Source organism: Frateuria flava (assembly GCF_017837635.1).
GTDB lineage: Bacteria > Pseudomonadota > Gammaproteobacteria > Xanthomonadales > Rhodanobacteraceae > Frateuria_A > Frateuria_A flava.
The window spans coordinates 31,459-46,099 of record NZ_JAGJRS010000028.1; the positions used below are offsets into that span (position 1 = coordinate 31,459).

Here is a 14,641-nt window from a genome sequence, read left to right on the forward strand (position 1 = left end):
TTGACCGCCGCAGGCGTCGCCCTCGACAATCGCCGCACACCCAAAGGGGAGTAGTTCCGGCGCCGCGATTTTCCTGCGGCGCCGTGCGGTGATCGTCATCACGGACGCCTTCGCGTCCCGGTCACGCCGGCGAGGTCCCTCGCGAACGAGACTTTTGCGGTGGTGCCGGGCCTCTGCGCGTGTCCGTCACCATCGCCATGAGTCACGCGCGGGAGTTCTGCATGGACATCAGCGGTACCGATTTCGTCTCCGGCCTCGTGGCCATCATCCTGCTCGACCTCGTGCTCGCCGGCGACAACGCGATCGTGATCGCGCTGGCGGCGCGCAACCTGCCCAAGGCGCTGCAGAGGAAAGCGGTGTTCTGGGGCACCTTCGGCGCAGTGGCGGTGCGCGTGGCGCTGACCGCCATCGTGGTCTACCTGCTCAAGCTGCCCGGCCTGATGCTGGCCGGCGGCCTGCTGTTGTTGCCGATTGCCTGGAAGCTCATCAAGCCCGAACCGGAGGGCGGGCACGAGGTGAGTGCCGCCGACAGCTTCTGGGCCGCACTGCGCACCATCGTGGTGGCCGATGCGCTGATGGGCCTGGACAATGTACTGGCGATCGCCGGCGCGTCTAAGGGACACCTTGGCCTGGTCGTGCTGGGCCTGCTGATCAGCGTGCCGTTGGTGGTGTGGGGCTCGACCCTGATCCTGAAGCTGATCGAACGCTTCCCGTTCATCGTCTACGTAGGCGCAGGCGCGATCGCCTGGACCGCGGGCCGCATGATCGCGCACGACCACCTGCTGCGCGCATGGTTTGACGCTCGCCCCTGGTATGGCTACGCGCTGGACTTCCTGCTGATTGCGCTGGTCTGCGGCGGTGGCTGGCTGGTCCAGCGCCGCAGGGCGAAAGCAGGCTGAAAGGAGGGGCCGCAACCGGACACGGTTACGGCCCTGCTCACCAGCGAAGTTTGACGAAGGCCGACGGACCGCTGAGCGTCATGTCCAGGTCGGCATCGTAGGCACTGCGGTTCCAGTGCAGCTTGATCTGGCTGTAACCGTATTCCAGCCCGAAGCCAAGGTTTTCCAGCGGCAGCCATTCCACGCCCAGCGCGGCGTTGTAGATGTGCCCACTGATGCGACCGCCGTTCTTGCGCACGCCCGAGGCGTCCAGGTACATGCGCCACTGGTCGTTGAACAGGTGGCGCCAGCCCAGCTGCAGCATGGGCGCCCAGGCGCTGTCGTTGCTGCCGGTAGTGACCGATACCGGTTGCTCGCCGCCCTGCCCCAGGTCGTAGGCGCCCTCACCCACCAGTTCGGTCTTCACGCGATACCAGCCCGCGCCCAGGCCCACGCCATAGGCGTCGTTGCCCTCGCCGAACCACCACCGCCAGGCGACGCTGCCGAAATCGAAATCGAGCTTGGCGCGAATGTCCGCGTTGGCGCTGTAATCGACGCCGTCGTAGCTGATGTCGCGTGCCAGCGTCTGATGGCTGGCGCGGTCGATGCTGTAGTAGTCCAGCGCCAGGCCTTGGTGTTCACCGAAAAGGAAGTCGGCACGCACGCGCGGCACGGTTTTGTTCTTGTCGAAGCCGAGGTCGTCTTCGAGATTGATGGTGCCGCTGAGCGTGTCGCTCGGGTCGGCCATGCGGACGTCCGTGTCCACGCCGGCGTAGTAACCACCCAACCGCACACTGGCACGGTCGAGGACGGGCGCGTCCTGCGCCACGGCATGGGTGCTGGCAAGGACGAGCGGAATCAGGACAAGGCCTGCGCCAAGCGCAGGCCGCGACGGACACTTTGCGGAATGTCGCATGCAGGGCTCTCTCCGGGGATGTCGGGCCACGGTAGCGAGCCCACCGTGGACAGCCCGTGGATAGCTCGCATGCGTTGTCGCCGCCGAACGCCCAGGCGCGCCACTCTCCCTCGACCAGCCGTTCCCCGGCGCGTGATGGCATCGGGCCTCGGAGGCGAGCCCCGATCGCTTCGATCGGCCGCCACCCGGCGAAAACGGCAATCCACCGGGGTTCGGCTCTCACCGAAGCCAGGTGGATTGCCGCTGTCGCGGGGATGAGGCCCCGGGAAATGGACAGTGGCGTCGATCGACCCGACCAGATCCGCGTCCGGAAGGGTCTGGAATCCGCAGCGGCGGTCAGCGCTTCTCGATCGGCACGTAGGTCTGATCTTCCGGGCCGGTGTAGTTCGCGCTCGGGCGGATGATCTTGCCGTCCTGGCGCTGCTCGATCACGTGCGCGCTCCAGCCGGAGGTGCGCGCAATGACGAACAGCGGCGTGAACATGGCAGTCGGCACGCCCATCATGTGGTAGGCGCTGGCCGAGTACCAATCGAGGTTGGGGAACATTTTCTTCAGATCCCCCATCAGCTTCTCGATGCGCTCGGACACCTCGAACAGCGTCGGGTTGCCGCCCTCGGTGCAGAGCTTGCGCGAGATTTCCTTGATGATCTCGTTGCGCGGGTCCGACACGGTGTAGACCGGATGGCCGAAGCCGATGATGATTTCCTTGCGCTCGACGCGTGCGCGGATGTCCGCTTCGGCGTCGTCGGCGTTGCGGTAGCGCGCGATGATCTCCATCGCCACTTCGTTGGCGCCACCGTGCTTGGGACCGCGCAGCGCGCCGATCGCACCGGTGATCGACGAATACATGTCCGAACCGGTGCCGGCGATCACGCGGGCGGTGAAGGTTGAGGCGTTGAACTCGTGTTCGGCGTACAGCACCAGCGACTTGTCCAGCGCCTGCGCGTGCAGTTCACTCGGGGCCTTGCCGTGCAGCAGGTGCAGGAAGTGCGCAGCGATCGAGTCGTCGTCGGTCTGCGTTTCCACGCGCTTGCCGTTGTGGCTGAAGTGGTACCAGTACAGCAGCATCGAACCGAAGCTCGCCATCAGGCGGTCGGCGATGTCGCGGGCCCCGGTGAGGTTGTGGTCTTCCTTCTCCGGCAGCACGGTACCCAGCACCGAGCAGCCGGTGCGCAGCACGTCCATCGGATGGGTCGCCGCCGGCAGCAACTCCAGCGCGCCCTTGACCGGCGCCGGCAGGCCGCGCAGGCGCTTGAGCTTGGCCTTGTAGTTCTGCAGCTCGCGCCAGTTCGGCAGCACGCCGTGCACCAGCAGGTAGGCCACTTCCTCGAAGCTGCCCTTGGCGGCCAGGTCGTGGATGTCGTAGCCGCGGTAATGCAGGTCATTGCCGCTGCGGCCGACCGTGCACAGCGCGGTGTTGCCGGCCGCGACGCCGGACAGCGCGACGGACTTCTTGGCCTTGGGGAGGACTTGCTCGGTCATCGGGTGTCTCCTGAGGTGCAGGTGGTGTTCCGTGTCTTGTCTTTCGCGGGAGCCTGCTTGCGGGCGATGCTCTTGGCCTGAACGCAAGCAACGCCATCGCCCGCAAGCGGGCCCCTGCAAGGGCCGGGGATGTCAGCCTTTCTTTGCGAACAGCGCGTCGAGCTTGCGCTCGTAATCGTGGTAACCGATGCGCTCGTAGAGTTCCTCGCGCGTCTGCATCTGGTCGATCACGTTGCGCTGGTGGCCGTCGCGACGGATCGATTCGTACACGTTCTCGGCCGCTTTGTTCATGGCGCGGAAGGCGGACAGCGGATAGAGCACGATGCCCACGCCCGCGGTGCGCAGTTCGTCCACGCTGAAAAGTGGGGTCTTGCCGAATTCGGTGATGTTGGCCAGCACCGGCACCTTCACCGCGTCGACGAAGCGGCGGTAGGTCGGCAGGTCATAGGCGGCCTCGGCGAAGATGCCGTCGGCGCCGGCTTCCACGCACTTGATGGCGCGTTCGATGGCGGCATCGACGCCATCCACCGCGATGGCGTCGGTACGGGCGATCAGGAAGAAGTCCGGGTCAGTCCTGGCGTCGGCGGCGGCTTTCACGCGGTCGGCCATTTCGCCGGTGCTGACGATTTCCTTGCCGGGGCGGTGACCGCAACGCTTGGCGCCGACCTGGTCCTCGATGTGGCAGGCGGCAGCGCCAAACTTGATCAGGCTGCTGACCGTGCGCGCGATGTTGAAGGCGCTCGGGCCGAAGCCGGTGTCGATGTCCACCATCAGCGGCAGGTCGCACACGTCGGTGATGCGGCGCACGTCGGTGAGCACGTCGTCCAATGTGTTGATGCCCAGATCCGGCAACCCCAGCGACCCGGCCGCGACGCCGCCGCCGGAGAGGTAGATCGCGCGGTAGCCGGCGCGCTTGGCCAGCAGTGCGTGGTTGGCGTTGATCGCGCCGATCACCTGCAAGGGCTGTTCTTCGGCCAGCGCGGCGCGGAACCGTGCGCCGGGGGATGCTTGGCTAGTCATGTCGCCTCCGGGGAAAAGCGGCATTTTACCGTATTGGCGGATCGGGCTTGCCGGCGGGGGCACTGGACGCCGGGGCAGAAGCGCCCCAACCGCCTGTCGGCGCCCTCCGCCGCGCTCGCGGCAGAAGGATCGGCAACGCAGCGACTCGACCCTCACCGGTTCACGGGGGGAGGATGCCCGAAGGATGAACGGGGGCGCCTTGCGGGAAGCTCGCCCGCCCCCCCCACCAGGACCGCCATCCGCCGGTGGCCTTCCCTCGAACCGGCTCGGAAATTCGGGAACGAACCCATGGCCACTTCCGTTCCGGCGTGTTCCGGGGACGGTGCACGCGGGAACCCCGGCTACCCCGCGTGCGGAATCTTGCGAAGCCGTCGCGCATTGGCCACAGTCGCCCCATGAGCACATCGACGCCGCTGGCGACACGCATTCTCTGGGGCCTGGTCATCGGCGTGGTGGCCGCGGTGGCCACGCTGGGTTTCGGGCAGTTCCATCCGGCGACGCTGCAGGCCATGCAAGCGATTTCCACGGCAGTGCTCGATCCGTTCGGGCAGGTCTTCCTGCGCATGCTGTTCTTCGTGGTGATCCCGCTGGTGTTCGCCTCGCTGGCCTCCGGCGTGGCGCAGCTGGGCAGGCTGGACCGGCTCGGTCCGCTGGCGCTGCGCACGTTCGGGCTGTTCGCGGCGAACATGCTGATCGGCGTGGCGATCGGCCTGCTGATGATGAACCTGCTGCAGCCGGGCCATCACCTGGCCGAGGGCGCGCGGGCGCTGCTGATGCAGGAGTACGGCGGCGGCGCCATGCAGGCGGTCCAGCGCAAGGCCGAACAGCCGGGCCTGAGCCTGGCCGTGGTGGTGGAGATGTTCATGCCGCGCAATTTGTTCGGCGCCTTCGTTGGCAACAGCCGCAACGCGCTGGGCGACGTGCTGCCGTTGATCGTGTTCGCGATCCTGGTCGGCGCCGCCGCCACCGCCCTGCCCGAGGACAAGCGCCGCAGGGTGCAGGACGGCCTGGACACGCTGAGCGAGCTGATGACGGGCATCGTCGGCTTCGCGCTGCGGCTGGCGCCGTATGCCGTGCCGGCGATGATCTATAGCGTGATCGTCAAAGTCGGCGTCGACGTGTTGCTGATCCTCTCGGTGTTCGTGGTCGGCTGCGCCGCGGCGTTGATGCTGCACCTGTTCGGCACGATGTCATTGTGGCTGCGCTTCCTGGCCCGACGCTCGCCGCTGGCCTTCTTCCGGCAGATCCGCCCGCTGCTGGTCACGGCGTTCTCCACCAGTTCCAGCAGCGCCTGCCTGCCCGCCTCGCTGGCGGTGGCGCATGACGAGCTCAAGCTCTCACCCAGCACCGCCGGCTTCGTGTTGCCGCTGGGCGCGACCATGAACATGAGCGGCACGGCGCTGTTCGAGGGCTGCGTGGTGCTGTTCGTGGCGCAGGCGTTCGGCATCGAGCTGTCGCTGCTGCACCAGTGCGTGCTGATGCTGCTGGCGGTATTGAGCGCGGTCGCGGTCGCCGGGATTCCTGGCGGTTCGCTGCCGCTGATCGCGGGGCTGCTCGCCACCTTCGGCGTGCCGCCGGAAGGCATCGGCATCGTGCTCGGCGTGGACCGGATCCTCGACATGCTGCGTACCACCGTCAACGTCGGCAGCGACATCGTGACCGCCGCCGTGGTGGACCGGCAGGTGCGTCCCGCGGCCGCGGGCTGACGGCGGTCCGCATGACCGGGGCGCCCGGCCTCGCCAGCACATGCTTGACCCTCACGTAACGTCATCCCGGAAAGTGCCCGCCACGCATCCGAGGAGATCGAAGCCATGCCCTTGACCGTCGGCGAACTCGCCCGCCGCTGCGGACTGACCGTCCGCACGCTGCACCACTACGACGCCATCGGCCTGCTCAAGCCCTCGCTGCGCTCCGATGCCGGCTATCGCCTTTACGACCGTGCCAACGTCGAACGCCTGCACCGTATCCAGGCGTTGCGCCAGTTGGGCCTGCCGCTGGCCGACATCGGAACCGTCCTGTCCGGACCCCAACAGCCCCTGGGCGATCTCATCGACCGCCAGATCGCCCAGCTCGACCAGGAGCTCGATCGGGCCACCCGCCTGCGCGGGCGGCTGGTCGCGCTGCGCGGGCAGCTTGCCGCCGGACAGTCTCCCGACCTGGCCGCCTGGCTGGATACGCTGGAACTGATGACCATGTACGAGAAGTATTTTTCTCCCGAGGAACTGAAGCAGTTGCCGATGCACCATGACCGTGACGCGCACGCCGAGTGGCAGGCGCTGATGGGCGCGGTACAGGCGGCCATCGACCGCGGCGCGCGACCGGACGATCACGACGCCCAGCTACTCGCGCTGCGCTGGATGCAGACCCTGCAGCGCGATACCGCCGGCAACCCTGATTTCCTGCTGCGGCTCAACGCCATGCACGACAACGAGCCGGGCATGGTGGCGCTGTCCGGGATCACGCCGGCGCTGAAGCAGTTCATCGAACAGGCCATTGTGGAAGCCCACCTGGCGATCTATGCGCGTTATCTGAAGCCGCACGAGCTGGCGTTCATGCGCGAACACTACCGCGAGCAGATGTACGCCTGGCCGCCACTGATCGCCGAGATGCGCAAGGCGATGGCGGCGGGGGTTTCGCCTTCGTCGCCCGAGGCAAAGGCACTGGCGCGGCGCTGGGCGGCCATGTTCCGCACGTACGCCGGCGATGATCCGGCCACGCATGCGCGGATTCGCGAGGCGAACATGAAGGAGCCGGACCTGATGAACGGAACGTGGGTGGACGAGGCGTTGCTGGCTTACCTGGGGCAGGCGATGCGGGCGGCGTCCTGAGGTTCCGAGGCACCTGCGTGAGGAACAGCCGCGACCCTCTCTCCGGCGGGGAGAGGGAGCAAGGTTTGAGGGCAACCGGACATCCGCAGCGTGCCGGATCGGCTCCCTCTCCCCGCCGGGCAGAGGGTTGGGGTGAGCGGCCAAGGCTTGCGGGAAGTCGCTGAAAAAAAGGGCGGCCCAGGGCCGCCCTTTTTCAAGCCACACCAGGTGGTCTTACTTCTTGGCGAACAGATGCTCCACGCCGCCGCGCTCCTCGCGCAGCTCCTTGTCGGTGGCATCCATCCGCCCACGCGAGAACTCGCCGATCTCCAGCCCCTGCACGATCGTGTACCTGCCGTCCTTGCAGGTCACCGGGTAGCCGTAGATCACGCCCGGCGCGATGCCGTAGGAGCCGTCCGACGGAATGCCCATGGACACCCAGTTGCCCTCTTCCGTGCCCAGCGCCCACGAGCGCATGTGGTCGATCGCGGCCGAGGCGGCCGAGGCCGCCGAGGAGGCGCCGCGGGCCTTGATGATCGCCGCGCCGCGCTGCTGCACGGTCGGGATGAAGTCGTTCTCGTACCAGGCCTGGTCCACCAGCGTCAGCGCCGGCTTGCCGTCGACGGTGGCGTGGTGCAGGTCCGGGTACTGGGTCGAGCTGTGGTTGCCCCAGATGGTGACCTTCTTGATTTCGGTCGTGTGCTTGCCGGTCTTCTCGGCCAGCTGGCTCAGCGCGCGGTTGTGGTCCAGGCGCACCATCGCGGTGAAGCACTTCGGATCCAGGTCCGGCGCGTTCTGCTGGGCGATCAGCGCGTTGGTGTTGGCCGGGTTGCCGACCACCAGCACCTTGACGTCGCGCTTGGCGTGGTCGTTCAGCGCCTTGCCCTGCGGGCCGAAGATGGCGCCGTTGGCTTCCAGCAGGTCCTTGCGCTCCATGCCCGGGCCGCGCGGACGGGCGCCGACCAGCAGCGCGTAGTCGACATCCTTGAAGGCGACGTTGACGTCATCGGTGGCCACCACGCCGGCAAGGGTCGGGAACGCGCAGTCGTTGAGCTCCATCACCACGCCCTGCAGCGCGGGCAGCGCCGGGGTGATCTCCAGCAGGTGCAGGATCACCGGCTGGTCGGGACCCAGCATGTCGCCGGCGGCGATGCGGAACAGCAGTGCGTAGCCGATCTGGCCAGCGGCACCGGTGACGGCAACTCGGACGGGGGCTTTCATTGGTTGTCTCCGTGATTCGGGATTCGGGATTCGTGATTCGGGCAGGCGAGCGCCCGGCTTACTGGAGCTCGGCGAAGAATTGCTGAATGCGTTCCAGGCCCGGCTGCAGTTGTGCCGTCGGACAGGTGTAGGAAATGCGCAGCGAATGCGGCTCGCCGAAGGCCGAGCCGGGCACGCAGGCCACGCCCTTGGCCTCCAGCAGCGCCGCGCAGACGTCCACGTCGCTGTTGATCGGCGTGCCGTTGTGCGACTTGCCGAAAGCGACGGAGATGTCCGGGAATGCGTAGAACGCGCCCTGCGGGCGCGGGCAGATCACGCCGGGGATCGCGCGCAGCGCGGTGACCACGATGTCGCGCTTGGCGGCGAACTCGGCACACCTGGCCTGCGGCACGTCCTGTGGGCCGCCGAAGGCAGCCACCGCGGCGGCGGTGATCACTTCGGGCACGCTGGTGATGTGGTTGGAGTTGAGCGTGGTCACGGCCTTGGCCACGACTTCAGGCCCTGCCAGCATGCCCACGCGCCAGCCGGGCATGCCGTAGGTCTTGGACACCGAGTCGACGAACACCAGCCGCTCGCGCAGCTCCGGCCGGGCGAACACGAAGTTGTGGTAGCCGATCCCGTCGAACACCATCGAGTTGTAGATGTCGTCGGTGATGATCCAAGTGTCCGGATAGCGCACCAGCACGTCGGCCAGCGCGGCGATTTCCTCGGCCGTGTAGACCATGCCGGTCGGGTTGGACGGATTGTTGAACAGGAACACCTTCGGCTTGCGCTTCAGGGCTTCCTCCAGCTGCGCGGGCGCGAGCTTGTAGTTCTGGGTCGACGGGCACGGCAGCACGTTGATCTTCGCGCCGACGATGTCCGCGATGTCGCGATAGGTCGTCCAGTACGGCGCGGCGAAGCAGATCTCCTCGCCTTCGTCCAGCAGCGCCTCGGCCAGGTTGTAGAGCACCTGCTTGGCGCCGATGCCGATGGAGAGGTTCATGCGGCCGTAGCCGGAAAAACCGAGCGCCTCGATGTGCTTGAGGAAGGCGTCCAGCAGCGGCTCGGCGCCACGGTTGCTGCCGTACTGGCCCGAGTCATGGCTGAGCGATTCGCGCGCCGCGGCGTAGACGTGCTCACCCGGCAGGAAGTTCGGCACACCGATCGAGAAGCTGATGATGTCCCTCCCCTGTGCCTTCAACTGCCTGGCCTTCTCGGCGATGACCATGATCGCGCTGGGCTTGGCGCGGCCGACACGCTGGGCGAGCTGGGGCATGGCTTCCTCGGGGTGTGGGAGTGAGGTAACCGGAGGATTTTAGCACGCGGCCCGGAGCCCTCGCCCCTGGACGGGAGCCCGGGGACGGGCCTGGTGCTGGGCTGCCGTCGGCCCGAGCGCCTCGGGACGGTCGGCGGGATGGCTTGCCGCCCGGCGGGCGGCCGCCGGCCATGCATGCAGGAGCGCCCTTGGGCGCGACCACGTCGCGCGGTTGTGCATGGCGGTCGCGCCCAAGGGCGCTCCTACAAAGAGGGCCTCGGTGGCGGCGACCATCGCGAGGGGGACGTCGGCCCGCCTCGGAAAGCCAAGCGAAGCGGATTCCAGACGACAGACGTTCCCCCCGGCTGCGCCGGGGGAGAACAGGCGAGAAGTACTCAGCCGCGCTGGTCGAGCTTCTCGTTCCACTCCTTGATGCGATCGGCCTGCGCGGCCATCAGCGCGTCGACGTCACCTTCGACCGCGACCCGCTCGATCGTGTCGCCCTGGCGGATCGCGTTGACGACCTTCTGGTCGTCGCCGCTGACCACTTCGCCGAACACGCTGTGCTTGCCGTCCAGCCACGGGGTCGGGCCGTGGGTGATGAAGAACTGGCTGCCGTTGGTGCGCGGGCCGGCGTTGGCCATGGACAGCACGCCCGGCTTGTCGTGGCGCAGCGAGGGGTGGAACTCGTCCTCGAACTTGTAGCCCGGGCCGCCGGTACCGGTGCCCAGCGGGCAGCCGCCCTGGATCATGAAGTCGTTGATGACGCGGTGGAACGACAGCCCGTCGTAATAGCCACGGCGGGCCAGGTTGACGAAGCTGGCGACGGTCACCGGCGCCTTGTCCTCGTGCAGGCGCAGGTGGATCGGACCGCGGTTGGTCTCGAAGGTGACGTTGATGGTCATGGGCAAACCCTTGGGACGTGAGCGAAAGGCCGGCAAGAATAACGCAGCCGCCGGCCGTCGCCGTGAACCACCGTTTCAGTGCACCGCGGGCGCCTGCGTGCTCCGCGCGGGAGCGGGCGCCTGCGCAGGCATGCCCTGCAGCAACTGGTGCAGCTTCAGGTACACCGCGTTGGTCCAGCCGAAGCCGATCACGTTCGTCGTGTAACCGGCGGTGATCCGTACGTCCGCGTTGCCCTTCACCATGTTGTATTTCTCCCGGATCGTGCCGTCGTGGGCGAAGCCGGTTTCCACGGTGCCCATGAACTTGCGCGCCAGGCGCTGCGCGTCGCGGTGGAAGCCGTAGGCGTCCAGGCCGGAGATCGCCAGCCAGTTGGTGGGCGCCCAGCCGAACGGCTCGTCCCACTGCGCGCCGCTGCTCAGGTCGTCCATCGACAGGCCGCCCTTGCGCTCGAACACGGCCAGGTGCCTGTCCAGCGCAGCGGCCTGCGCCTTGGAGGCGAGCCCCGCCCAGAGCGGCCAGAAGGTGGTGACGTAGGGCTGTTCGGAGGCCTTGCCGCGGGTGAAGTCGTAGTCCATGAACAGGCCGCGCTGGTCGTTCCACAGGTACTTGTCCATGGCCGCCTTGCGCGTGGCTGCGGCGTCCGCCCACTGCTGCGCCTCGCTTACCTTGCCCAGTTGCAGGGCGAGGTCGTGCAGGTCGCGTTCGTAGCGGTAAAGCAGGCTGTTCAGGCCCACGCCGGCGTAGTGGTGGGTGGTGCCGCCGTAGGGGCCGAAGTGGAAGTTGGTGTCGAAGCCGGACTCGCGCATGGCGCGGTCGCCCAGGTAGTAGTCGGCGCTCAGCCGATAGCCACTGGCCCAGGCACCGGCGCAGACGGTGGAGGCCTGGATGTCGCAGCTGCCGGTTTTGAGCTTCGCCATCTCGGCGGCATCGGGATGCTCGGAGGCCTTGACCAGGTAACCCGGATCCTTCGCCGGATGCGCCAGTACCCAGGCGATCACGCCCCGGTAGTACTCGCTGCCGTGCATCTCCGGTACCGGCCCCTGGCCCAGGTCGAAGTAGCGCGCCAGGCCGGTGTCGCCGGCCCGGTGCTCGGGCCGCGTCCAGATGTGATAGTTCGCCACCACCAGCGGATAGGCGCGAGCCAGCCAGGCGTGCCGTTCGGCCTCGTCCTTGAAGGCTTTGGGCGCGGCCAGCACGTCGGACACCATGCGGCTGAGGAACGGCGGCTGCGAGCGGGTCAGGTAGTAGGTGCGGTTGGCATTGAGCACGCCGCCGTAGTGCTCGACCTCGAACAGCATGTTGTCGGTCATGTCGCGGGCCAGATCGTCGCGCTGGTCGGCGAGCAGGCCCAGCTGGATGAAGTAGCTGTCCCAGCCGTACATCTCGTTGAACTGGCCGCCGGGCACCACGTAGGGCCGGGGCAGGTAGAGCAGGCCTTCGGCGGGGAGCTTCGAGGGCATCAGGTCACCGAGCTGCCCGATGCGCCGGGGTAGCGTGCGTACCTCGACCTTGCAGCGCTTGGCGATGTCATCGATGCCGGCGGGCTTGTCCAGGTCGGCGGGCAGGTACAGCACCGGGCGCGCATCCATCTTCGGATCGTGCAGCGCCGAGCAATCGTCCAGCGAGCGCGTCAGGGTGTCCCAGGCCTTGTGAATGTAGGCCTGCGTCTTCGCCGGGCTGGGCGTGGCGGCGCTGGCGGCGGTGGAGAGCACCAGCGCCGTGGCGCCGAGCAGGGAGAGGATGCGCGGACGGGTCTGCATGGAGGGGCTTCCTCTTGCGGTGGGGCGAGGGAAAACAACGCATGTCACAGGCGGTCGATGATGCGCCAGCGTGTGTGGTCAAGGTGCCTTTGCTGCCAGGCGCAGCCGCAGCGCCACGCTTGATGAGACCACGCTTCATGGCAACGTCTCGCGCACCAGCCGAAGCTTGCCGTCGGCAGCGCGTTCGACGCGGATATCGAGGCGCTGTCCACGGAAATGCACGCCCTTGAGCGTCAGCCCGTGCCAGCCGGGCGGCAGTACCGGCGCGTACTTCTCGCTGAGGCCTTCGTCGTCGATGCGCAGGCCGGTGAGGCCGTAGAGCATGCTCTGCACGAAGCCGGCCGACGTTGCAAGGATGTAGCCGGCGTTGTTGGCGGCCGTCTCAGTGCGCACGTTGAACGGCGGCTTCAGGAAGCCGACCAGGTTGCGGTCGATCCACTCGCCCGCGGCCTTCGCATCGCCCAGTTCCGCAGCGCCCACGGCCAGCATCACCATCATCATCTCGTTCGGGTCGTCGCCGTGGCTCTTCAGCGCCTGCAGCTGGAAGTCGAAGTCATTGCGGCGCACCTGCGGCGACATCGGCAGGTCGAGGTTCGGGTACATCAGCCAGACCAGCGAGGAGCCCATCCAGGTGATCTTGTCGTGCGGCACCGACTTGTCGAAGTCCAGGTGGCGCTGTTCGGCTTCGTCGAACGGGATGTACATCTTCGCGGCGATCTCGCTCCAGCGCGGATCGGCCCGGGCGCCCACGATGCCCGCGGCCTTCACGGCGATCTCCAGCGCCTTGCGCGCGGCGGCGTTGGTGAAGGAGTCGTTCGGCACGTCGTTGTAGGCCTCGTCGGGCGAGGTGACGTGGTGGATTTCGTAGCGGTCGTGTGCCTTGTCGTAGGTGACGCGGCTGGTCCAGAACGTGGCGATGCCTTCCAGCACCGGCCAGGCGTGGGTCTTCAGCCACGCCTTGTCGCCGGTGGCCAGGTAGTACTGCCACTGCGCGATGGCGATGTCGGCGTTGACGTGCACCTCGCGGTAGACCTCCCAGGCGAAGTGCGGTGTGACGTCCACGCCGGTCTGCGGATCGGCCTCCCACGGGTACATGGTGCCGGCCACGCCGTACTGGCGGGCGCGGGCGCGCGCCGGTTCGGTGGTGCGGTCGCGGAACATCACGATCGGTTTCGCGCGCTCCGGATGCAGCAGCAGCAGCGCGGGGAACACCCACGAGTCGCTGTCCCAGAACGCGTGGCCCGCGTAGTTGGGCGTCAACGCGCAGGCGCCCATCGGCCAGGCGGTGCCGACGGTGCTGTTGGACAGCAGGTAGTAGAGGTCCGAATGCACCGCCTTCTGCACGGCCGGATTGCCGTCGATCACGATGTCGGACTGCCAAAGCCGGTGCCAGGCGTCCTGGTGGTCGGCCAGCAGGCGGTCGAAGCCGGTCGTGCGCGCGGCGGTGGCCAGGGCGAGCACGTCCTCGTCGTCGCCCCAGCCTTCGCGCGAGAGCGCCAGGTACTTGGTGAAGACGTAGCGCTGTCCCTTGTGCAACGTGGCGGTGATCTCCAGCGACAACTTCGTGGACGTCCGTTCCAGCTTTACCGCGTCAGGGGAGAACCCCTGCGGCAAGCCGATCGCCGCTGCCTCGGCCATGCCCAGCCCGTGCTGCGCCCTGCCCTTCAACTGCAGCGTCAGCGCCTTGCTGTCGCCGCTGCTGGAAAGCACCTGCGTGTAGCCCGGATACCAGACCGGCGCACGGTCGGGCGTGGGCACCGGCTTGTTGTCCAGGGTCTGCCCGCTGGCGATGACCGCCGCGATCATCTCCTCGCCGCCCATGCTGGCGATCGGGAAGCGCGGCTGGTGCTCGGACCAGAGCCTGATCGGGAAACTGAGCTGCACCGGGCCGTCGAACTGCGGGGTGATCGCGATCTGCGTGGCGGCCAGGTGCGGCGAGGCCTGGCTGACGAAGGTGGTGACTTCGATGTCGCTGGCCTTGTTGGCATAGGCGAAGCGGTAGCGCGTGGTCAGCGTGGCGCCGTGCATGTCCAGCGTCTGCGCGTAGTCCTGGAAGATCCCCGCGTCCAGTCGCGTGCGGTTGAGCCAGCCGCCACCGGGGTTGTAGTCGATCTCGCTCCAGCCGGGAATGGCCGCAGGACGCGAGATGTCCCCCGGCTTGTAGTCCATGAAGGCCACCATGTATGCCGCGTTCGGCTCGGTGCCGCGCGGCGAGGTCATGGTGGAGAAGTAGCCGTTGGCCAGGTAGCTCGGGAAGTAGCTGCCGAAGTCCCTGGCCGTGGCGGTGAACAGGAAGCTCGGATCGGCGGCGGCGAACGCCGGCGCGGCGAACGCCGCCGCGACGCAGCACGAAGCCCGGAACAACACGGCAAGCAGGCGACCGGATGTCATCGCGCCTCCTCAAGTGAGGTCGA

The 14,641-nt window shown here is 67.6% G+C and carries 11 protein-coding genes; 3 read left to right on the top strand and 8 right to left on the bottom strand.

Annotated elements, in window-relative coordinates; genetic code table 11:
* Positions 1-221: 221 nt before the first annotated feature.
* Complete coding sequence (locus J7I44_RS13740) at positions 222-899, top strand: TerC family protein (protein WP_209622003.1); 678 nt, start codon at positions 222-224, stop codon at positions 897-899.
* 37 nt (positions 900-936) lie between these two features.
* Here J7I44_RS13740 and J7I44_RS13745 read toward each other — a convergent pair whose 3' ends face one another.
* The 3 genes from J7I44_RS13745 to prpB all read right to left on the bottom strand — a co-directional run bounded on the left by J7I44_RS13745 (position 937) and on the right by prpB (position 4,296).
* Positions 937-1,707, bottom strand: a complete 771-nt coding sequence (locus J7I44_RS13745; RefSeq protein WP_209621948.1) for a porin family protein — start codon at positions 1,705-1,707, stop codon at positions 937-939.
* A gap of 423 nt (positions 1,708-2,130) precedes the next feature.
* A complete protein-coding gene (prpC, locus tag J7I44_RS13750; RefSeq protein ID WP_209621951.1) occupies positions 2,131-3,276 on the bottom strand; it encodes a bifunctional 2-methylcitrate synthase/citrate synthase in 1,146 nt (381 codons plus the stop codon).
* A gap of 132 nt (positions 3,277-3,408) precedes the next feature.
* Positions 3,409-4,296 carry a methylisocitrate lyase gene (gene prpB, locus J7I44_RS13755; RefSeq protein ID WP_209621954.1) on the bottom strand — a complete coding sequence of 296 codons (888 nt, stop codon included), beginning with the start codon at positions 4,294-4,296 and terminating at the stop codon, positions 3,409-3,411.
* Positions 4,297-4,691: 395 nt separating this feature from the next.
* On the opposite strand from prpB, the gene J7I44_RS13760 reads away from it, so the two are divergent.
* Both J7I44_RS13760 and J7I44_RS13765 read left to right on the top strand, forming a co-directional pair.
* Entirely contained in the window at positions 4,692-6,002 is a 1,311-nt protein-coding gene (locus J7I44_RS13760) for a dicarboxylate/amino acid:cation symporter (RefSeq protein WP_209621957.1), read from the top strand.
* 105 nt (positions 6,003-6,107) lie between these two features.
* The gene (locus J7I44_RS13765; RefSeq protein WP_209621960.1) at positions 6,108-7,124 is read left to right on the top strand and encodes a MerR family transcriptional regulator; all 1,017 of its coding nucleotides are present in this window, start codon (positions 6,108-6,110) and stop codon (positions 7,122-7,124) included.
* Between the two features lie 213 nt (positions 7,125-7,337).
* Here J7I44_RS13765 and J7I44_RS13770 read toward each other — a convergent pair whose 3' ends face one another.
* From J7I44_RS13770 to J7I44_RS13790, 5 genes are all read right to left on the bottom strand, one after another.
* Positions 7,338-8,324, bottom strand: a complete 987-nt coding sequence (locus J7I44_RS13770; protein ID WP_209621963.1) for a malate dehydrogenase — start codon at positions 8,322-8,324, stop codon at positions 7,338-7,340.
* A 58-nt stretch (positions 8,325-8,382) separates the two neighbouring features.
* On the bottom strand, positions 8,383-9,582 hold the full coding sequence (locus J7I44_RS13775) for an aminotransferase class I/II-fold pyridoxal phosphate-dependent enzyme (RefSeq protein WP_209621967.1): 1,200 nt from the start codon (positions 9,580-9,582) through the stop codon (positions 8,383-8,385).
* Positions 9,583-9,956: 374 nt separating this feature from the next.
* Positions 9,957-10,466 carry a peptidylprolyl isomerase gene (locus J7I44_RS13780; RefSeq protein ID WP_209621970.1) on the bottom strand — a complete coding sequence of 170 codons (510 nt, stop codon included), beginning with the start codon at positions 10,464-10,466 and terminating at the stop codon, positions 9,957-9,959.
* Between the two features lie 75 nt (positions 10,467-10,541).
* Complete coding sequence (locus J7I44_RS13785) at positions 10,542-12,227, bottom strand: trehalase family glycosidase (protein WP_209621973.1); 1,686 nt, start codon at positions 12,225-12,227, stop codon at positions 10,542-10,544.
* 135 nt (positions 12,228-12,362) lie between these two features.
* Complete coding sequence (locus J7I44_RS13790; protein WP_209621976.1) at positions 12,363-14,618, bottom strand: glycosyl hydrolase family 95 catalytic domain-containing protein; 2,256 nt, start codon at positions 14,616-14,618, stop codon at positions 12,363-12,365.
* Between the last annotated feature and the right edge of the window lie 23 nt (positions 14,619-14,641).

Excerpts from the sequence above, each read along its gene's own strand:
- prpB (WP_209621954.1), bottom strand. The coding sequence starts at position 4,296 with ATGACTAGCCAAGCATCCCCCGGCGCACGGTTCCGCGCCGCGCTGGCC.
- J7I44_RS13780 (WP_209621970.1), bottom strand. The coding sequence starts at position 10,466 with ATGACCATCAACGTCACCTTCGAGACCAACCGCGGTCCGATCCACCTG.
- J7I44_RS13785 (WP_209621973.1), bottom strand. The coding sequence starts at position 12,227 with ATGCAGACCCGTCCGCGCATCCTCTCCCTGCTCGGCGCCACGGCGCTG.
- J7I44_RS13775 (WP_209621967.1), bottom strand. The coding sequence starts at position 9,582 with ATGCCCCAGCTCGCCCAGCGTGTCGGCCGCGCCAAGCCCAGCGCGATC.
- J7I44_RS13740 (WP_209622003.1), top strand. The coding sequence starts at position 222 with ATGGACATCAGCGGTACCGATTTCGTCTCCGGCCTCGTGGCCATCATC.
- J7I44_RS13765 (WP_209621960.1), top strand. The coding sequence starts at position 6,108 with ATGCCCTTGACCGTCGGCGAACTCGCCCGCCGCTGCGGACTGACCGTC.
- prpC (WP_209621951.1), bottom strand. The coding sequence starts at position 3,276 with ATGACCGAGCAAGTCCTCCCCAAGGCCAAGAAGTCCGTCGCGCTGTCC.
- J7I44_RS13760 (WP_209621957.1), top strand. The coding sequence starts at position 4,692 with ATGAGCACATCGACGCCGCTGGCGACACGCATTCTCTGGGGCCTGGTC.
- J7I44_RS13770 (WP_209621963.1), bottom strand. The coding sequence starts at position 8,324 with ATGAAAGCCCCCGTCCGAGTTGCCGTCACCGGTGCCGCTGGCCAGATC.
- J7I44_RS13790 (WP_209621976.1), bottom strand. The coding sequence starts at position 14,618 with ATGACATCCGGTCGCCTGCTTGCCGTGTTGTTCCGGGCTTCGTGCTGC.